14 protein-coding genes are annotated in these 19,360 nt (G+C 70.5%); 5 read left to right on the top strand and 9 right to left on the bottom strand.

The window, feature by feature from the left end:
• The 3 genes from O2L01_RS07035 to O2L01_RS07025 all read right to left on the bottom strand — a co-directional run bounded on the left by O2L01_RS07035 (position 1) and on the right by O2L01_RS07025 (position 5,461).
• A complete protein-coding gene (locus O2L01_RS07035) occupies positions 1-816 on the bottom strand; it encodes a metalloregulator ArsR/SmtB family transcription factor (protein ID WP_270121208.1) in 816 nt (271 codons plus the stop codon).
• A 71-nt stretch (positions 817-887) separates the two neighbouring features.
• On the bottom strand, positions 888-4,484 hold the full coding sequence (gene mfd / locus O2L01_RS07030) for a transcription-repair coupling factor (RefSeq protein ID WP_270121207.1): 3,597 nt from the start codon (positions 4,482-4,484) through the stop codon (positions 888-890).
• Positions 4,485-4,630: 146 nt separating this feature from the next.
• A complete protein-coding gene (locus O2L01_RS07025) occupies positions 4,631-5,461 on the bottom strand; it encodes a metal-dependent hydrolase (RefSeq protein ID WP_344469164.1) in 831 nt (276 codons plus the stop codon).
• 180 nt (positions 5,462-5,641) lie between these two features.
• Between O2L01_RS07025 and O2L01_RS07020 the strand changes: the two genes are divergently transcribed.
• Complete coding sequence (locus tag O2L01_RS07020; protein ID WP_270121205.1) at positions 5,642-6,505, top strand: arylamine N-acetyltransferase family protein; 864 nt, start codon at positions 5,642-5,644, stop codon at positions 6,503-6,505.
• On the opposite strand, the gene O2L01_RS07015 is transcribed toward O2L01_RS07020, so the two are convergent.
• The gene (locus O2L01_RS07015; RefSeq protein ID WP_270121204.1) at positions 6,506-7,180 is read right to left on the bottom strand and encodes a hypothetical protein; all 675 of its coding nucleotides are present in this window, start codon (positions 7,178-7,180) and stop codon (positions 6,506-6,508) included.
• Between the two features lie 981 nt (positions 7,181-8,161).
• Here O2L01_RS07015 and O2L01_RS07010 point away from each other — a divergent pair.
• Complete coding sequence (locus tag O2L01_RS07010) at positions 8,162-8,923, top strand: hypothetical protein (protein ID WP_270121203.1); 762 nt, start codon at positions 8,162-8,164, stop codon at positions 8,921-8,923.
• A 24-nt stretch (positions 8,924-8,947) separates the two neighbouring features.
• On the opposite strand, the gene O2L01_RS07005 is transcribed toward O2L01_RS07010, so the two are convergent.
• Positions 8,948-9,805: a TrmH family RNA methyltransferase gene (locus tag O2L01_RS07005; RefSeq protein ID WP_270121202.1), complete on the bottom strand. Its 858-nt coding sequence runs from the start codon at positions 9,803-9,805 to the stop codon at positions 8,948-8,950.
• Between the two features lie 102 nt (positions 9,806-9,907).
• Complete coding sequence (ppc, locus tag O2L01_RS07000) at positions 9,908-12,664, bottom strand: phosphoenolpyruvate carboxylase (protein WP_344469166.1); 2,757 nt, start codon at positions 12,662-12,664, stop codon at positions 9,908-9,910.
• A 270-nt stretch (positions 12,665-12,934) separates the two neighbouring features.
• Here ppc and cysC point away from each other — a divergent pair, with 270 nt between their 5' ends.
• Positions 12,935-14,479 (top strand): adenylyl-sulfate kinase, encoded by a 1,545-nt coding sequence (gene cysC / locus O2L01_RS06995; RefSeq protein ID WP_270121200.1) that lies wholly within the window; start codon positions 12,935-12,937, stop codon positions 14,477-14,479.
• A 51-nt stretch (positions 14,480-14,530) separates the two neighbouring features.
• Here cysC and O2L01_RS06990 read toward each other — a convergent pair whose 3' ends face one another.
• Both O2L01_RS06990 and O2L01_RS06985 read right to left on the bottom strand, forming a co-directional pair.
• The gene (locus tag O2L01_RS06990; RefSeq protein ID WP_270121199.1) at positions 14,531-15,211 is read right to left on the bottom strand and encodes a vitamin K epoxide reductase family protein; all 681 of its coding nucleotides are present in this window, start codon (positions 15,209-15,211) and stop codon (positions 14,531-14,533) included.
• Positions 15,212-15,279: 68 nt separating this feature from the next.
• Complete coding sequence (locus tag O2L01_RS06985) at positions 15,280-16,209, bottom strand: SDR family NAD(P)-dependent oxidoreductase (protein WP_270121198.1); 930 nt, start codon at positions 16,207-16,209, stop codon at positions 15,280-15,282.
• A 341-nt stretch (positions 16,210-16,550) separates the two neighbouring features.
• Between O2L01_RS06985 and amrA the strand changes: the two genes are divergently transcribed.
• Positions 16,551-17,165, top strand: a complete 615-nt coding sequence (amrA, locus tag O2L01_RS06980) for an AmmeMemoRadiSam system protein A (RefSeq protein ID WP_270121197.1) — start codon at positions 16,551-16,553, stop codon at positions 17,163-17,165.
• A 1-nt stretch (position 17,166) separates the two neighbouring features.
• On the opposite strand, the gene O2L01_RS06975 is transcribed toward amrA, so the two are convergent.
• Positions 17,167-18,006, bottom strand: coding sequence for a PhzF family phenazine biosynthesis protein (locus tag O2L01_RS06975; protein ID WP_270121196.1), 840 nt, complete (start codon positions 18,004-18,006; stop codon positions 17,167-17,169).
• Between the two features lie 111 nt (positions 18,007-18,117).
• Between O2L01_RS06975 and O2L01_RS06970 the strand changes: the two genes are divergently transcribed.
• Positions 18,118-19,266 carry an Mrp/NBP35 family ATP-binding protein gene (locus O2L01_RS06970; protein ID WP_270121195.1) on the top strand — a complete coding sequence of 383 codons (1,149 nt, stop codon included), beginning with the start codon at positions 18,118-18,120 and terminating at the stop codon, positions 19,264-19,266.
• Positions 19,267-19,360 lie beyond the last annotated feature (94 nt).

Genomic DNA, 19,360 nt, shown 5'->3' with positions numbered 1-19,360 from the left:
TCAGGCTCCTTGGGAGTTGCGTTCGAGGATGGTCGTGAGCTTGTCGAGCGTTTGGCCGAAGCCGGACTCGATGCCGGCGACGAAGTCGGCGGCGTCCACGGCGCTGTCGGTGAGGCGCCAGTGGACGTCGAGGTCCGTGCCCGCGCCGGTCGGCCGGAGGCCGAACTCGACGTGGGAGGTGAAGGCGGGGCCGCTGCCGTCGGGCAGCAGCGGGGAGAGCCGGTAGGCAAGGCGCTCATCGGGAACGGCCGCGGTGACCTCGCCTTCGGCGCGGCCGGCGATCACGTCCGTGCCCGGGTCGTCGATGTCGCGGTACTCCAGGACGACCCGGCCGCCGGGCCGCGCGTCGAAGACGAGCTCGGAGACGCGGTAGTCGTCGGGGGCCCACCACTCGCCGAGCAGTTCCGGCTCGGTCAGGTGGGGCCAGACCTCGGCCGGGGCGGCCGGGAGGGCCCGGGTGAACCGGAACGAGCGGCCGTCGGCCCAGCCCGCGCCCGTCGCCGCGAGGCGTTCGGCCGCGGCGCTCGCGGCGTAGGCGTCGAACCCGCCGTGGCCTTCAGCGGCCTCGGCCAGTGCGGTGAGCGCGGTCGCCAGGTCCCGCAAGGGGGTCGAGCGGAGCGCGTAGATGCGGCGCTGGCCGTTGCGCTGGGAGGCGACGAGGCCGGCGCGTTCGAGGGCCTGCAGGTGCTTCGTGGTCTGCGGCTGGCGCGCCTCGGCCAGTTCGGCCAGGACGCCCACCGGCCGCGGCCGTTCGGCCAGCAGGTTGACGAGCCGCCACCGGGCCGGGTCGGCGAGTGCGGCGAGGATTGCTTCCATGAGGAAAAATATGCCCCATGGAGAATATTCTTGTCAAGGAATAAGTTTGAAGTTCTTCAGGCGACCGTGCTTCAGGCGACCTCGGGGATGATGTCTTTGACCAGGTCAGCGCACCACTGCAGGAGCGCCAGGCCCTCCAGGGGCTTGCCGCCGATCCGCGACGTGGTCGGGCGCGGGACGCTGATGAGGCCCGCGGGCTCCTTGTAGTGCGCGTCCGGGTAGTGCCGGCCGAGGCGGAGCTGCTTCGAGTCGGGCAGTTCGACCGTGGAGAACCGGAGGTTCTTTCCTTGCAGGCCGATGTCCGTGAGGCCGTGCGCGCGGGCGAGGAGGCGGAAGCGCGCCAGGTGGAACAGGGTCTGGACCTGGTCGGGCGCGGGCCCGTACCGGTCCTCCATCTCCTCGCGCACCTCGTCGAGCTCGGCCTCGGTGTGCACCTCGGAGATCTTGCGGTACATCTCCAGGCGCAGCCGCTCGACCTCCACGTAGTCGAACGGGATGTTCGCGTCGAGCGGCAGCTCGACCTTCACGGGCGCCGGCGGCTCCTCGGCGCCGCCCTTGAAGGAGGCCACCGCCTCGCCGACCATGCGCAGGTACAGGTCGAAGCCGACGTCGGCGATGTGCCCGGACTGCTCAGCGCCCAGCAGGTTGCCGGCGCCGCGGATCTCGAGGTCCTTCATCGCCACGTACATGCCCGCGCCGAGCTCGGAGTGCTGGGCGATCGTCGCCAGCCGCTCGTGCGCGGTCTCCGAGAGCGTCTGCTCCGGCGGGTACAGGAAGTACGCGTACGCCCGGTCGCGGCTGCGGCCCACCCGGCCGCGGATCTGGTGCAGCTGCGAGAGCCCGAGCAGGTCGGCGCGTTCGACGATGAGCGTGTTCGCGTTCGGGATGTCGATGCCGGACTCGATGATCGTGGTCGAGACGAGCACGTCGTACTCGCCCTCCCAGAAGCCCTGCATGATCTTCTCGAGTTGGCCCTCGCCCATCTTGCCGTGCGCCACGGCGATCCGGGCCTCGGGAACGAGCTCGCGCAGCCTCGTCGCGGCCCGGTCGATGGACTCGACCCGGTTGTGCAGGTAGAACACCTGGCCGTCGCGCAGCAGCTCCCGGTGGATCGCGGCGGCGACCTGCCTGGCCTCCCAAGCGCCCACATAGGTCAGCACCGGGTGGCGCTCCTCGGGCGGGGTGGCGATCGTCGACATCTCGCGGATGCCCGTCACCGCCATCTCGAGCGTGCGCGGGATCGGGGTGGCGGACATCGTCAGCACGTCCACCGCGGCGCGCAGCGCCTTCAGCTTCTCCTTGTGCTCCACGCCGAACCGCTGCTCTTCGTCCACGATGATCAGACCGAGGTCCTTGAAGCGGGTCTCGGCCTGCAGGAGCCGGTGCGTGCCCACGAGGATGTCGATCTCCCCCGCGGCGATGCCCTTCTGGATCTCGGCGGCCTCGCGCGTCGACTGGAAGCGCGAGAGCTGCTTGATCTTCACCGGGAACTGGCCCATGCGCTCCACGAACGTGCCGTAGTGCTGACTCGCGAGCAAGGTGGTGGGCACGAGGACCGCGACCTGCTTGCCGTCCTGCACGGCCTTGAACGCGGCCCGCACCGCGACCTCGGTCTTGCCGTAACCCACGTCGCCCATGACGAGGCGGTCCATGGGGACGCGCGCCTCCATGTCCGCCTTGGTGTCCATGATCGCGGACATCTGGTCGGGGGTCTCGATGTACGGGAACGCGTCCTCGAGCTCGCGCTGCCATGGCGTGTCCGGGCTGAACGCGTGCCCTTCGGCCGCTTGGCGGGCCGCGTAGAGCTGGATCAGTTCGGCGGCGATCTCGCGCACGGCCTTGCGGGCGCGGCGCTTCGTCTTCTGCCAGTCCGCGCCGCCGAGCTTGTGCACGGTGGGCTGCTCGCCGCCCACGTACCGCGTGAGCTGTTCGAGCGAGTCGGTCGGGACGAACAGGCGGTCGCCCGGCTGGCCGCGCTTGGAAGCGGCGTACTCGATCACGAGGTATTCGCGCTCGGCCCCGCCGATCGCGCGGCGCACCATCTCCACGTACTTGCCGACGCCGTGCGCGTCGTGCACCACGAAGTCCCCAGGGGACAGCTCGAGCGGGTTGACCATGCCGCGGCGCTTGGCGGCCTTGCCTTTGCGCGGCTTCTGGGCCGCGAGGGCCTTGCCGCCCGCGATGTCCGCGGCCGTGACGACCACGAGACCCGAAGCCGGGTCGACGAATCCGAGCGTGAGCGTGCCGGTGCAGGCGACGACCTCGCCGGACCGGAACTCCTGCGGCGCGGCCTCGAGGTGCGCGCCGATGCCCTCGGCCTTCAACTGCTCGGCGGCGCGCTCGGCCCCGCCGAGGGCCGGGTAGACCACGGCGACGGCGCGGCCGTCGCGGGTCCAGGCCTGCATGTCGGCCACGAGCTGCGGCGTGTTGCCGTGGTAGCGCGGGGTCTCGGTGACGCCGAGGTCCACGGTCACCGCGTCGTCGGGCGAGACTGATCCATAGTGGAGCGGTTCGCCGGTGATGGCCGCGAGCTCCGCGGCGGTCCCGTCCTCTTCGGGGGCGACGGCGAACGGCGAGATCGTCCACCAGCGCTGGCCCTTGGCGAGCGCGGCGGTGCGGGCCTCGGCGAGGTCGTGGAACGTGCCCGCGCCGAGGTCGACGGGGGCTTCGGCGCCGGCCGCGGCGGCCGCCCAGGAGGCGTCGAGGAACTCGTTGGAGGTGGCGACGAGGTCGAGGGCGCGGCTGCGGATGCGCTCGGGCTCGATCGCGACGACGAGGGCGTCCCGGGGCAGGACCTCCTGGAACAGTTGCAGCTCATCGGGTCCGGCGAGCGCGGGCAGCAGGGACTCCATGCCTTCGACCGGGATGCCCTGGGCGAGTTTGGCGCACATCTCGGCGAGGCCCGGGTAGGTGCCGCCGAGGGCGGCGGCCTTCTCGCGCACCTCGTCGGTGAGGAGGAGTTCGCGGCAGGCGACGGCGCGCAGTTCGGGGGCCTCGTCGAGGGAGCGCTGGTCGGCGACGGAGAACTCGCGGATGGAGTCGACCTCGTCGCCGAAGAACTCGAGGCGCAGCGGGTGCTGGGCGGTGGGCGGGAACACGTCGAGGATGCCGCCGCGCACGGCGAACTCGCCGCGCTTCTCGACGAGGTCGACGCGTTCGTAGGCGAGGTCGACGAGGTGGGCGGCGAGGTCGGTGAGGTCGGTCTCGTCGCCGCGCCGCAGTTGCACGGGCTCGCGTTCGCCGAGGCCTTTGAGCTGGGGCTGGAGGGCGCCTCGGACGGGGGTGACGATGACGCGCGGGACGTCGCCGGCGTGGATGCGGTGCAGGAGTTCGAGGCGGGCGCCCACGGTGTCCGAGCGCGGGGAGAGGCGCTCGTGCGGCAGCGTCTCCCACGCGGGGTAGAGCGCGATGTCCTCTTCCGCGATGTAGGAGGCGAGGGATTCGGCCAGCTCCTCGGCCTCGCGGGAGGTCGCGGTGATCGCGAGCACGGGCCCGCGCGCGTTGGTCGCGGCCTGGGCGAGCGCGAGGGGGCGCGCGCCGGGCACGGCGACGACGTCCACGGGACGGTCGGAGGACGCGGCGAGCTCGGCGATGCGGGCGAGCTTGGGCGCCTTCGCGACGGCCGTGAGCAGGCTCGCGAGTTTCGGAACGGATCGGCCTTCGGACATGCGGACTCCTGCGAGGTTCCGGGTTCGGCTGTGCTCGAGGCACGACGATTGGCCGGAATCCAGGTCCACCCGGCCATACATGGCAGGTGTCCCGATTCCGGCAACCGGTCGAGTCTACCTCGCGCCGTCCGCTGCGCAGACCGCGATTATTCGGCGGCGCCCTGGCCGGTGCTGGTGTCGAAGATCAGGTGCTGCACCTCGGGCACGTTGTAGAGCATGCCGATCACGACGAGGACGGTGAGCACGGGCAGGAGGATGCGGTTCTCCTCCTTGCCGCCGGCGCGGAGGGCGATCTTGTTGGGCAGGCCGATGTCCCTCCAGCGGCGGCCCTGGATCGGGATCGGGAAGAACAGGGGCGAGCCCATCTTCGTGATCATGTCCCCCAGGATGTGGATGAAGCAGCCTATGCCCATCGCGAGGCCGAGGATCCAGTAGTCGCGGCCTTCGGGCAGGAAGCGGTACATGCCGTAGGAGGCGGCGAGGGCGACGCCGGTGGTGACGACCCAGCCCTTCTTCTCCACGGTCTCGGCGAGCAGGCCGCGCACGGCGAGACCGGTGAGCACGAACAGGATCGCGATGACGGCGGGCTTCCCGAACTGGGCGGCGAGGAACCCGGTGCCGGTGCCCACGAGGGCGGCGTGGACGGCGGTGTGGGTGAAGGTGCGGTGCCCGTTCTTCCGCTTCTTGTCCTTCTTGGACTTGGTGAGGAGGTAGAACCAGTAGCAGAGGCGTTCGACGCATTCGGCCACGAACAGTGAGGCGACGCCGAACGATCGGGCCACAGTGGACCCGCCCTTGTTCTCGGTCACCTTGCCGGCGCAGTCGATGTCGGGGTAGAGCGCGGCGCCGGCGGCGACGATGGTGCCGACGACGAGTTCGGCGGAGGACTGGTCGATGCCGAACGCGATGTCGGCGACCGCCGAGCCCGCGAGCCACAGGGCGGCACCGGACATGGCGTGGGTCGGGCCCATGACCATAGTGGGGACTCCATTCAAGGGCAGTTTCGGGAGCAGAGTCTGCAAGCTGTGGAGACTATCCCACACGCGCCCGACGCGCGCGGTCCCAGGCGCGGCGAACCCCCAGTCCCGCAACATCATTCCCGTATCGCAACCATCGGGACCGCTACCTGCGGCGGCGTCTCGCGCTATGGTCGAGGGGTGTTCGACTCCTCGCAGCTCGCGGCCTATCTCAAACGCGTCGGGATCAGGGCCCCGAGGCGACCGACGCTGCACGCGCTGCGCCGGATCCACCGCGCCCACATCGACGCGATGCCCTACGAGAACCTGGACATCCAGCTCGGCCGGCCGCTGCGGCTCGACGCGGACTCCTTGTACGCCAAGCTGGTCGAGGGCGGGCGGGGAGGGTACTGCTACGAGCACAACGGGACGCTCGCGTACGCCTTGGAGGCCATGGGCTTCGACGTGCGCCGCGTCCTCGGCGGAGTCGCCCGCGAGACCGAGGGCGACGGCAACTGGTGGAACCACATGCCGCTCGTGGTGCGTTTCCCCAACGGGGACCAGTACTTGGCTGACGCGGGCATCGGCACGGGCTTCCGCGATCCGCTGCCGATCCGCAACGGCAGCTACCGGGTCGGGCCCTTCAATTTCGGGGTGTGGAGCATCGGCAATGACGAGTGGCGCTGCTCGATCGACCCTCGCGTCACCAACCTGACCTTCGACTTCACCCTCGACCGCCGGGAAGTCGCCGAGTTCGAGGCGAGGTGCACCGAGCTCTCGACCTCCCCCGAGTCGCCGTTCGTGAAGACCCTGACGGTGCAGAACCCCGGCGAGACCGACATCTGGGTCCTGCGCGCCCGCACCCTCACGGTCCACGACCCGAAACTGCCGGAAGGCAAGTCGGTCCGCGTCGTGGCCGACCCGGCCGACTTCGCCGCACTACTGCGCGGCCGCTTCAACCTGACGCTGAGCGACACCGAGATCCAGCAGCTCTGGGCGAAGGCGCTCGAGCAGCACGAACGGAAGCTCGCGGAAGACGCGGCCGCGAAGCAGGCCTCGGTCTGATCAGCCCCGGCGGCAGAGTCGGAAGCCGATCAGCGACCAGACCAACCCGGCCTGCCCCTCGGTTGCGGCCCATGTGATGTAGCCCGAGGCCGGTTCACCCGAGGTCAAACCGGCAGCGACACCGAGGACGAGCAAAGGCAGGCTTGCGATCATCAGGACCGCCGTGGGACGCGGACCCGATCGCTTCCGGAGGCATGCCGCCCCGAGCACCGTCGCACCTATGTAGACCAGGTGCGAGAGCATCCAGGCAGGTACGCCTGCAATCGCCACGACCCCCTCGGCCCCGCCCGGCTCCAGCGGCCCGACCGCGTTCGCCAGGAACCCGACCGCCGTCGCCACGAGCCCGGCCGTCATCAGGCCGCGCCCCCAGGCCCCGAGCCGCCCGAGCTCCGCGCGATGCCGCAGCCCGAACACCCGGAACCCCGCCAGCACCAGGAGCACCCCCGCCAGCCCCGCCCAGTCGGTCGACTGCGGCAGCGCCGCACTGACTCCGGGGAAACCGATGGCGGCGAACACGATCGCACCAGCGCACATCGCGGCACCCGCTACAGGTGCGCGGCGAGGCGTCGAACCGGTCGCCGACAAGTCATTGCCGGCCGAGGGGTCGATAAGCGCAGTCATGTGTCCTCCCAGACTCAGGGGATGGTGTCCGCCGATCAGCGGGATCGAATCCATGGTCGCCACCAGCAGTGCCCACGAACTCCCCTTCAAGGGTGAGCGTGATCCCCCGCCAGAGTGAGCGAGATCTGGAGCCGCGTCCAACGCGGCTGAATCCTCCTTCCTTTTCTCCCGTTCCCGATTCACTTGCACGGGAAGTAATGCCGATCCCGCGCACCTTCAACAAAGGTGTGGGGCAGTGCTTCCCGGAGACACGGTGGCGTACCGGCCGGGATGCTCCTTCCTTGCGCACCACAAAGATGCGAGTGTGGAAGGGATTGTTTCGCCATGGGTGTGGTGTTGCCGAGTCGGGTCCTCTAATGCCCGATCTGGCATCACCGATCATGCTGGCGGTCTAACAAGCGTGTGCCTCGTTCAGAGCACTGCCGCGGTCGAGGTGATCCCGACCAACGATCTCCCACCCAGCACGCCCCCTTTGAAAGGGTCGTGGTCCGCTGTGGAACCCGATAGCACGAGAGGACTGAAACCACCGCTTCGTCAAGGCGCTGGTCTCGGAATCGGTCTGGTTTGGGTTTCGGCCAGAGGCTTGGCGTAGTCTGCTTGCACCTAATCGCCACCTGTACGTTTTCCGTATCCCTGTGCGTACATCAATCATCCCTCGCACCACCCCACACCGTCATCACCCACAGGGGTATAAGACCCTCACATTCGCCCCAACCCCACTGCGCCCCAAGGGAACAGCCAACACCGGCCCCCGCGGTCGGAAGTGTCGCCCACCCCAAAACAAACCCACATCCCGCCATCCGACCCGCCCGATCCACAGCCTCTTCGTCGCCGCCCGCCTGAACCGCAACCCGACTCCGAACAGAAAGCCGCCCAGCCGCCGCTCCGACAAGCAGCCTCATCCCACTATGGATGGAAACGCCGAGCGAACTCTCCCCTCCGGTCGTTCGGTTTCGTTCGGATCCCGCCGCGTCCGCCCCCGCGCGAGCAGGATCGGATCTCCAGGGCGACACTCCCCTGGGGAAAGGAATACCGATGAGCAATCGGGTTCGAACCTCGCTCGTGCGGTCGCTGCTCGCGGCCGCCGCGGGCACCCTGGCCCTGATCCTGATCGGCGCGTCCCCGGCGGCCGCGCACTACGTGTACCAGGAGGCCTTCACGTACCGTAGCAACGACCTCTGCGTCTTCGACCGCTCCGAAGTCTCGCACGGCGATGGCAACGGGTACGCGCGCGTCGACATCGACGCCTCCACGGTCCTTGCGACGCCCTCGGGCGCCTACCCGTGTGCCTGGGGGCTCGATCGACCGGCCGGCTACATCAGCGCCAAGATCGAGACGTACGTATGGCTCGGCACCTACTGGTACCTGTGCGACCAGACCGACTGGGTCTACAACGACACCACCTCGACGGAACTGGCCATCCAGGCCCGGATGATCGGCCAGCCGATCTGCGGATCGAGCTACTACGCCACCAACGGCGTCGGCTACGTGTGGAACAACAACTGGTTCGGCGGGGCGGTCTGGTCGGGCGCACACTACCTGCCCGACTACTCGTTCAGCGGCATGGAGGCCCCGACCGAGATGCCCGAGCTCGGTGACACGGTCGGCGTCGCCGACGGTTCCGGCCGGCCGGTCGTCGACTCCGACGGCAAGCCCGTGACCGTGGTCGTCGGCGCACCGCCGGCAGGCGGCCCGAGCGCCGACGCCGGAGCGGGGACGACCGTGACCGCCGAGGACGGCACCGAGGTCGTAGAGGTCGAGACGCACCCGGCCGCCGCGTCGGTCCTCACCCGGTAACACCCCGAGCGGCGGGCCGTGCCTTCACACTCCGGGCACGGCCCGCCCTTCGCTGTTCAGGTCTTCGCTGCGCTGCCGCGCGGCCTCATACAGAGCCACAGACCCGGCATTGGCCGCGTTCAAAGAAGAAGCCGCCTTGGGCGACATGGGAATCCGCGCGGTCGCATCGGCGAGCTCGAACCAGGACTTCGACATCCCTGTGGTCTCATTCCCGACCACGAGCAAAGTCGGCCCGCGCAGATCATGCTCCGACAAAGCCTTCTCCCCACGCTCATCCGTGCCGATGACAGCAGGCGCATGCGGCTGCTTCCGAGCCCACTCCGCCACCTCGTGCGCGGAGGCGGCGCTCACCACCGGCATCGCGAAGAGACTCCCCGTCGAGGCGCGAACCGCCTTGGGGTCGTAGGGATCCGCCGCATTGCGGCCGGTGATGACCACGGCGTCCGCGCCGAAGGCGTCGGCCGAACGGATGAGCGATCCGACGTTCCCCGGGCTCGTCGGCCGGTCGATCACGATGCCGAGCCAATCCGGACGCGTCTCGAGGTCGGCGAGCTTCCGCTGCGGGATCTTCACCTGCGCCAGGAGTTCGGGCGGATTGTCGTCCTCCTTCTCGCCGAGCTCGGCGAGGAGCGGGCCCGCGACGGCGGCCTGCTCGATATGCGGGCGCTCGAGAAGCCCACGGGCCCAATCGGAGAGCCGGCCCCGGTCCGCGTCGTAGAGCAGGGCCTCGATCGTCCAGCCGTGCTCGACCGCGAGCGAGATGGGCCGCACGCCCTGCACCAGGAACGACCCGGCGCGATGCCGCTTGTTCCGATTGCGCAGCAGGGTCTCCCACTGCTGGTACTTGGCGTTCCGGACGCTCACCTGCAGGACTCTGGCCATGGCCTCAACGTTTCGGGTCGTGGGAACGGGTGCGCGCAGAACCTACCACGCGCACCCGCAGCCCCAAATCCCGCGAAACCGGACGCGAATTCCAGGACCGGATCAGCCGGTGTTGCGCAGACCCGCCGCGATGCCGTTCACGGTGATCAGCAAGGCGCGCTTCAGCTGCGGGTCGACGTCGCCGTCCGCGCCGCCCTCGGAGCGGTACCGCTTGAGCAGCGAGATCTGCAGGTGGTGCAGCGGCGCGAGGTAGCGGTCGCGGACCTCGAGGGTCCGGGACAGCTGCGGGTTCGCGTCCAGCAGCTTCTCCCCGCCGGTGAGGGCCAGGACCTCCGCGACCGTGCGCTCGTGCTCGGTCTTGATCGTCTCGAAGATCGGCTGCAGCTCAGCGGGAACGAGCGTCGACACGTACTGGCTCGCGATCGAGAGATCGGTCTTCGCCAGCGTCATCTCCACATTGGAGACGAAGTTGCGGAAGAAGTGCCACTTCTCGTACATCTCGGCGATGTCGTCGCCCAGGCCCGCCTCACGGGCGGCCGCCAGGCCCGAACCCACGCCGTACCAGCCCGGCACGATCTGGCGCGACTGCGTCCAGCCGAACACCCACGGGATCGCCCGCAGGCCGCCGAGGCCCGCGTCCGTGTTCGGGCGCTTCGACGGGCGCGAACCGATGTTCAACGCGCCCAGCAGCTCCGTCGGGCTCACGGCCCAGAAGTAGTCCGCGAGGCCCTGCTGCCCGGTCAGCTCCCGGTACGTGGCCTTCGAGGCCTCCGAGGTCTGGTCCATGACGCCGAACCAGCGGCCCAGCACGTCCGGCTGGTGGCGCGGCTCGGTGTGCAGCAGCGTCGCCTTCAGCGAAGCGGCCACGGTCAGCTCGAGGTTCTCCCGGGCCAGCGCGGGCAGCGTGTACTTGTCCGACAGGACCTCGCCCTGCTCGGTGATCTTGATGGCGCCGTCGAGCGTGCCCGAGGGCTGCGCGAGGATCGCCTCGTGGGTGGGGCCGCCGCCGCGGCCGATGGTGCCGCCGCGGCCGTGGAAGAGGCGCAGGCGTACGCCGTGCTTGTGGGCGACGTCGCGCAGTTGCCTTTGGGCGCTTTGGATGTTCCACTGGCTGGCGGTGATGCCGGCGTCCTTGTTGGAGTCGGAGTAGCCGAGCATGACCTCTTGGACGTCGCCGCGGGCGGCGACGATCGCGCGGTACGCGGGGAGGCTGAGGAGCCGGTCGAGCAGCGTGTCCGCGCCGGCGAGGTCCTCGACCTCTTCCATGAGCGGGACGAAGCCGATGTCGGCGCGGCCGCGGGCGACGTCGACGAGGCCGGCGTCGCGGGCGAGGATCGCGGGGGCCAGGACGTCCGCGGGGTCGTGGGTCATCGAGATGATGTACGACTCGACGATCGACTGTCCGAACTGGACCTGGGCGTCGCGGATGGCGTGGAAGACGTTGAAGGTCTTGCGGTTGCGCTCGGCGAGCTCGACGTTCGCGGGGGCGAGGGGCCGCTGGCCGGAGAGCTCCTTCTCGAGGAGCGCGTCGCGCTCGTCCGAGGTGAGGTCGGCGTACGGCTTGTCGAGTTCCCCGGTGGCGTCGTACAGCTCGGCGAGGACGGCGTGGTGGGCCTCGGAGTGCTCGCGCACGTCCATGGTGGCGAGCTGGAGGCCGAAGGCGGCGACGGTGCGGATGACGCGGTCGAGGACGCCCTTGGCGGGGAGCTGGCCGCGCTGGCGGGCGAGGGAGTCGCGCATGACCTGGAGGTCGGCGAGGAGTTCGCGGCCGTCGGCGTAGTCGAAGCCGGCGCGGTGCGGGAGGCCTTCGGCGTGGCGGGCGCGGGTGTTGGCGAGCTTCGCCTCGATCGCGCGGGCCTTGAGGCGGTAGGGCTCTTCGGCGTAGATGCGCTTGTACCGCTCGGGGATGTTGTCGAGGATCTTGAAGTCCGCGGCGACGGAGTCGAGGAGTTCCTGGGCGGCGGGGCGCACGGTCTGGGAGACGGAGAGCTCGTTGATGAGTCCGGCGACGGCGCCTTCGGCGGCGGCGATGCCGTGCTCGTGCTGCATGAGCAGGACCTGCTTGGTGACCTCGGGGGTCACGAAGGGGTTGCCGTCGCGGTCGCCGCCGATCCAGGTGCCGAACTTGAGGGGCGCGGAGCCGGGGCGGGGGGAGCCGCCGAGGTCGGTGAGGGTGGCGTTGAGGTCGGTGAGGACCCGCGCGGCCGCGTCCCGGTAGAGGTCGGTGAGGTAGTAGATGGCGTTGCGGGCCTCGTCGGTGGGCTCGGGCTTCTCGACGCGGAGTTCGTCGGTCTGCCAGAGGAGGTCGATGATCTCGGCGAGGCGGGAGTTGACGGCGTCGACGTCGGCGGAGCCGAGGACGGCGCGTTCGGCGGTCTCGGCGTCGAGGAGGTCGGCGATGCCGCGGAGCTTCATGAGGATGGAGCGGCGGGCGGCCTCGGTGGGGTGCGCGGTGAAGACGGGGCGCACTTCGAGGCGTTCGGCGGCGGCCGCGATCTGGTCGGCGGGGATGTCCTCGGCGGTGATCTCGGCGCGGGCCTGGGAGAGCCAGCCGCCGTTCTCGGCGCGGGAGCGGCGCATGTCGCGGGCGCGGTGGACCTGCTCGGTGATGTTCGCGAGGTGGAAGTAGGTGGCGAACGCGCGGGCGAGGTCGACCTCTTCGTTCACGTCGAGCTTGGCGAGGCGGGAGGCGACGGCCTCGGGCTGGTGGCGCACCAGGCCGCGGACCTCTTCGACGAGTTCGAGGAGCTGGGGGCCCTCCTGGCGGACGAGGGCCTGGCCGAGGAGGTTGCCGAGCCGGCGGATGTCGCGGCGGAGCTGCTTGTCGTCGGTTCCGCTGGAGGAGTCGAAGTAGTCCATGGAGGTCTCCACTGGTGGTCTGGGCAAACCCGAGGGGCTGGCCGCGCCGACGTCCTTGTCCGCGGTCACTTGCTGCACTAGTGCTCTTAAGCGCTGTCAGCGTAACTTACCGGTAATGGGTGCGCCACTTTCTCAGTCCGCCATGCGGGACGATCCGGTTCATAAGCGCCTGGCGCGGGTGAGGCCAGTGACGGTCCCGTGGCATACGCTGGTGCGACCGAATCCGATGCCGCCCCTGCCCGAAGCACTGCGAAGGGATCCCGACCGCCGATGTCTGACTGGGTACTGCCCGATGAGATCCTCGCCGAGGCGCCGAGCCACACACCCCTGCCGCACGAATTGGCCGACCTGGAACTGCTGCTGTACGGCGCGTACGCGCCGCTGCGGGGGTTCATGGGGGAGGCGGAGGCGCGTTCGGTGACGAAGACCGGCGTGCTGCCGGACGGGACGGCGTGGCCGGTCCCGGTGACGCTGGACGTGCCGGTCGCGACCGCGCGGCTGCTCGACAACCCCGACCCGAAGCGGCGTGTGCTTCGCATCACTGACCCGGAGGGGGCGCCGGTCGCGGCGGTCGAGTGCCACAGCCTCGACGCGCTCGGGCCGGACATGGTCCGGGTCGGCGGCCCGGTGCGGCGCATCGCCGACGCGGCGCACGGCGTGTTCACGGGCCTGCGGGCGACGCCGGAGCAGGCGCGGACGACGTACACGAAGCCGCGGGTGCTCGCGCTGGTCGCGGACCGGCCGCTGCACCGCCCGCAGTTGGCGCAGCTCGCGCGGGCCGCGCACAATCTGGCCGCGCACGTGCTCGTCATGATCCCGACGGGCGACGAGACGAACGGCGATCGGGAGCTGCGGCTGCCGACGGCGGCGCTGGTGCGCTCGGTGCTGGCCGCGAAGGACCGGCTCCCGACCGCGACCGTGCTGACGGTGCCGCTGTCGAAGCGCGGCGACAAGCTCCGCGACGGGCTCCTCACCGCGAAGGTGGCGGCGGCGTACGGCGCGACCCACATCATGACCGGCCGCGACGGCCTCGGCGGCGGCGACGGCGTGCGCTCGATGGTGCCGCGCGAGCTGGCGTACGACACCCGGGACGGCCAGTGGCGGCCCATCGAGGACATCGAGCCGCCGTTCCGGCGCATCGCGTTGAGCGACGCCGAGATCGCCGACATGCTCGACCGCGGTTTCGGGCTCCCCGAATGGCACACGCCGCCGAGCGTGGCCGCCGAGCTGCGCAAGGCGCGGCCGCCGCGCCGCCAGCGCGGGCTGGTGCTGTTCTTCACGGGCCTTTCCGGTTCGGGCAAGTCCACGATCTCGCGCGGCGTGTACGAGGCGCTGCTGGAGGACGGGACGCGCACGGTGTCGCTGTTCGACGGGGACGTGGTGCGGCGGCTGCTGTCGAGCGGGCTCGGGTTCTCGCGGGCGGACCGTTCGGTGAACATCCGCCGGATCGGGTTCGTGGCGGCCGAGGTGGCGCGGCACGGCGGCATCGGGATGGCGGCGCCGATCGCCCCGTACGAGGCGGACCGGGCGGAGGCGCGGCGCATGGCCGAGGCGGCGGGCGCTGACTTCGTGCTGGTGCACGTGTCCACCCCGCTCGAGGTGTGCGAGGCGCGGGACCGCAAGGGGCTGTACGCGAAGGCGCGGTCGGGGCAGATCCCGGAGTTCACGGGGATCTCGGACCCGTACGAGGAGCCGCCGGCGCCGGAGCTGGAGATCGACACGAGCGAGATCACCATCGGGGAAGGGGTCGAGCAGGTGCTCGAATACCTTTCGGAGGGCGGCTGGCTGGAGCCGACCGGCCTGCGGTTGGCGTAGAGGCGAAAGGAAGGCCCCGGGTCGGCGACCCGGGGCCTTCGCTTTGCCTCGTTAGAAGAGCGTGGACCAGTAGTCCCAGAAGCCGGTGCCCACGATCATGACCACGGCCGCGTAGAGCAGGGTCAGGCCGATCCAGTGGTAGCGGAGGAGGTCGTCGACGGCGTCGCGCCAGTCCTCTCCCACCGGGATCGCGCCGGTGCGGAGGTTGCGGACCGTGGTGAACCAGAAGATGGGGAGGACCACGGTCCACACCGCCATGCACCACGGGCAGAGCACGCCGATCTGGTACACGGACTGGTAGATCAGCCAGGACACGAAGGCGAGGCCGCCGAGCGCGCCGAGGTTGAAGACCAGCGCGATCCAGCGCGGCAGCGAGACCTTCGAGAGCCAGAGGGCGCCCATGAAGACGACGAGCGGGAACGCGACGAGGCCGATCATCGGGTTCGGGAAGCCGAACACGGACGCCTGCCAGGTGTTCATCACGGTGCCGCAGGAGAGGACCGGGTTGAAGTCGCAGGAGATCGCGTGCGAGGGGTCGATGAGCGAGGCGATGCGCTCGTAGGTGAGGTCGAACGCGGCGGCCAGGCCGACCAGGCCGCCCAGGAGCAGCACGAGCCCGGTGACGGTGCGCCCCCGGGCTTCGCGTGAGCCCTCGCCGAAGGCCTCGTCCATTCGCGTCCCCCCAGTGTCAGTGTCGGTCGGCCCGGTCTCGGTCGATGTCTCGATGATCATGACAATCTAACGATGGCAACGAAGTCGAGGTTGCGGACCAAAGTCCCGAGTTGTCCCGATTACGGCGGTCAGGCCCGCAGGGACTTGCCGCCGTCCACGACGAGCGTCTGCCCGGTGATGTAGGAAGCCGAAGGCGCGCAGAAGAACACGGCGGCCGCCGCGACCTCTTCGGGGCTGCCGGGGCGGCCCATCGGGCCGTCGAGGCCCTTCTGGAGTTCGGGCACGGTGGAGGAGCCGGTGCGGATGAGGCCCGGCGCGATCGCGTTCACGGTGACGCCGTCGGCGACGACCTCGGTCGCGAGGGCCTTCGTGAGGCCGGTGACGCCGGCTTTGGCGGCGGCGTAGGCGGCTTCGGCGGGGACGGCGGTGACGACGCCGGTGGTGGCCGCGACGTTCACGATGCGGCCCCAGCCGCGCTCGGCCATGGACTGGACGAACGCGCGGGAGACGAGGAACGCCGTGTCGAGGTTCCGGGTGACCTCGGTCTGCCAGTCCGCATAGGACAGTTGGGCGACGGGCTTCACCACGGCCGGATCGGTCTTCGAGGTGAGACCCGCGTTGTTGATGAGGATGTCGACCTCGCCGATCGCCTCGGCGACGGCGTCCGCGAGACCGCCCACCTCCGCTTCGTCCGCGAGGTCGGCGACGAAGCCGATCGCGCCGATCTCCTCGGCGCGTTCGTGAATCCGCTTGGTGGTGGAGACGATCGCGACCGAGGCGCCCGCGAGGCGCAGCCGGGTCGCGATGGCGAACCCGATCCCGTCGGGCGCGCCCGCACCGGTGACCAGCGCGATCTTCCCGGCGAGCGAGTCGAGTTCCTGCAGCCGGCCGCGAGAGGACCGCGTCGCCTGAGTGCCGCCGTTCGACGGCAGGTCGATGACCTCGGCCAGGCCCTGGTCGACGGTGCCGTAGGGATCAGCGGCATAGGCGTCGGCGTCGTAGTCGGCGGTCTCGAAGGACGAGTCGAATGCGTCGGCGCTCGTGCGCGGTTCACTCATCCCCGCAGTCTCTCACGCCACCGTTACCAAACAGATCACCGGCAGGCCGAACCGCGCCAAACCCCCACCATCGGGTCACCCGGCCAGTGCAGGCCCGGCAAAGGCGAAGCGGTGCAGGCGATCGGCGGCTCCGCCGTCATGCCGTCCACAAACCCCCACCCACCACGAGAGGGGAAAGCAGTGTCCGCCGCAAATATCCCGCCCGGGTCCGACAAGAACGGAGGTTCGCGGAGCAGGTGTCACCCGAAAGGAGTCGCCACGCCACGAGCGCAGCTCGTTTCCGGTGCCGCGATCTCGCACTCGGGCGGACTCGGCGCCATGCCACGTGGCACCATCGGAGGATGGACCCGCACCCCGAGTCCGGCCTCGGTCCGGTGCTGACCGCGCTGGCGCGCAGCGCGGTCGCGACCTCGTTCGCGCCCAAGCCGCCCGGCGCGGCCGCGCTCATCGCCTCCGCACCCGAGACCGCCGCCCACAGCCCCGCCCTCGCCGAACGCGAGGCGACCTTCGTGACCCTCGAACGCGACGGCCGCCTCCGCGGCTGCATCGGCACCCTGACCGCCTTGCGGCCCTTGGGCGTCGACGTCGTCCGCAACGCCCGCCTCGCCGCCCGCGACCCGCGCCTCCCGCCCGTCGACGAGACCGAGGTCGACGCCCTCGACCTCACCGTCACGGTCCTCACCCGGCCCGAGCCGATCGCCGTGCGCGCCTTCACGTCCCTGCTCGACCACCTGCGCCCCGGCCGGGACGGCCTGACCCTCAAGGACAGAGGCGGCCGCCGCGCCACCTTCCTGCCCTCGGTGTGGACGAGCCTGCCCGAACCCGACCGGTTCGTCGCCGCGCTCCTGCGCAAGGGCCGCTGGCCGCGCCACCTCTGGGCCACCGAGCTGCGCTCGGCCGCCTGGCCCGAAGACCTTGCGGCCGAACGCTACGGCGCCCGCGAATTCTCCGGCTGAACTACTCCGGCAGCGTCACCAGCGTGCCCTCGGCGACCTTCACCGCCGCGCCGGAGACCGAGACCGACACGGCCGCACCGTGCTCCACCACGACCTCGCCGTGCAGCGAAGACGGCCGGTCGATCTCGGCGCCCTGCGCGATCTCGTACGAGTGCACGCCGTCGCCGCTGATCAACCCCTGGTCGACAAGGTGCACGCCGAGCGCGACCGCCGCCGAACCCGTCGCCGGGTCCTCGCCGACCCCGCGGTGGAACAGGCGGGCGTGGACCGCGTGCGAGTCCTCGTCGAAGCTGAACACGTAGACCTTCTCGAGGTGGCCCGGCACGTCGACGGCGGCGGCCACGTCCTCGTCGGCGAGGCGCACGAAGTTGTGGTCGAGGCCGGCGCTGGCGTTCTTCGGGGTGCCGAGGATCTTGGCGGCGTCGAGACCGATCGCGGCGGCCGCGGTCTTCGGGTCGAGCTCGGGGCCGACGGCGATCGCCGTGGAGGTGAGCTTCGCGGTGCCGCCGTCCACAGAGACGTGGATGAGGCCCGCGCCGCATTCCTGGACGACCGTGCCGCCGCCCGGCGCGACCCGGCCGGACTCGACGGCGGCGATCGCCGCGCCGATCGTGGGGTGCCCGGCGAAGGGAAGTTCCTCCGCAGGGGTGAAGATCCGGGCGAGATAGTCGGCGCCCGGCGCGGCGGCCGGGAGGACGAACACGGTCTCGGAGAAGTTGAACTCTAGGGCGATCGCCTGCATCTGCACGGTGGTGAGTGCCTGGCCGTCGAAGACGACGGCGAGTTGATTGCCCGCGTAGGCGCGGTCGGAGAACACGTCGTAGATCGCAAAGGGAAGCATGGGCCAGTTATAGCGCGGCGTCCCGGAAGGCGCGGCCGGCGCGGCGCGGCCCGCCGGGCGGTAAGGCGACGCTCACATTGCCGCAGCGAATCGCCTCGTTACGATTGAGTCATGTCTGACAACGCTGCCGCTGTCAAGGACGTGATCGAGGCCGTGCACGAAGCGCTCTCGCACGTCAACGACCCCGAGATCCGCCGCCCGATCACCGAGCTGGGCATGGTCGACACCGTCGAGGTCGACGGCGGTCGCCTGTCTCTGAAGATCCTCCTCACCGTCGCGGGCTGCCCCATGCGCGACACGCTGCAGCGCGACATCGCCGGCGCCGTCGACGGCGTCGACGGCGTCTCCGAACTCGAGCTCGAGTTCGGCGTCATGAGCGAGCAGCAGCGCGCCGACCTGCAGACGAAGCTCCGCGGCGGCCGCGCCGGCGCCGAGCCGGTGATCCCGTTCAACCTGCCCGAGTCGCGCACCCGCGTGTTCGCGATCGCCTCCGGCAAGGGCGGCGTCGGCAAGTCGTCGATGACGGTGAACCTCGCTGCGGCCCTGGCGCAGAAGGGCCTCTCTGTCGGCGTCGCGGACGCGGACATCTACGGGCACTCGATCCCGCGGATGCTCGGCGTCGAAGGCGCGCCCACCCAGGTCGAGGACATGATCATGCCGCCGCAGGCGCACGGCATGAAGGTCATCTCGATCGGGATGTTCACGCCCGGCAACACCGCCGTGGTGTGGCGCGGGCCGATGCTCCACCGCGCGCTCCAGCAGTTCCTCGCCGACGTGTACTGGGGCGAGCTGGACGTGCTCCTGCTCGACCTGCCGCCCGGGACCGGCGACATCGCCATCTCGGTGGCGCAGCTCCTGCCGACCGCGGAGCTCGTGGTCGTCACGACCCCGCAGCAGGCGGCCGCCGAGGTCGCCGAGCGCGCCGGGGCGATCGTCACCCAGACCCACCAGAAGCTCGCCGGTGTGGTGGAGAACATGTCGTGGATGGCGCTGCCCGACGGCACGCACATCGAGCCGTTCGGCTCCGGCGGCGGAAAGACCGTCGCGGAGGCGCTGACCCGGGACGTGGGCGCCGATGTGCCGCTGCTCGGCCAGATCCCGCTCGACCCGAAGCTCCGCGAAGGCGGCGACGCGGGCGTGCCGCTGGTGCTCTCCGACCCCGACTGCGAGGCGTCCCGCGCGATCCGCGCGATCGCCGACCAGCTGGCGGTGCGGAAGGTGTCCCTGGCGGGCAAGCAGCTCGGCCTCAGCCCGGTCTAGAACCTCGGAACGTTTTGAGCGGCGGCCCTCCGGTGGCGGGGGGGCCGGCGCGCGTTTTGCCCCGGGTGCGGGTAAAAGTTTTGGGAGGGGGTCG

This window comes from Glycomyces lechevalierae (assembly GCF_027622945.1).
Lineage (GTDB): Bacteria > Actinomycetota > Actinomycetes > Mycobacteriales > Micromonosporaceae > Glycomyces > Glycomyces rutgersensis.
Note: the sequence above shows the minus strand (reverse complement) of the source record. Positions and strands in the feature narration are given on the sequence as shown.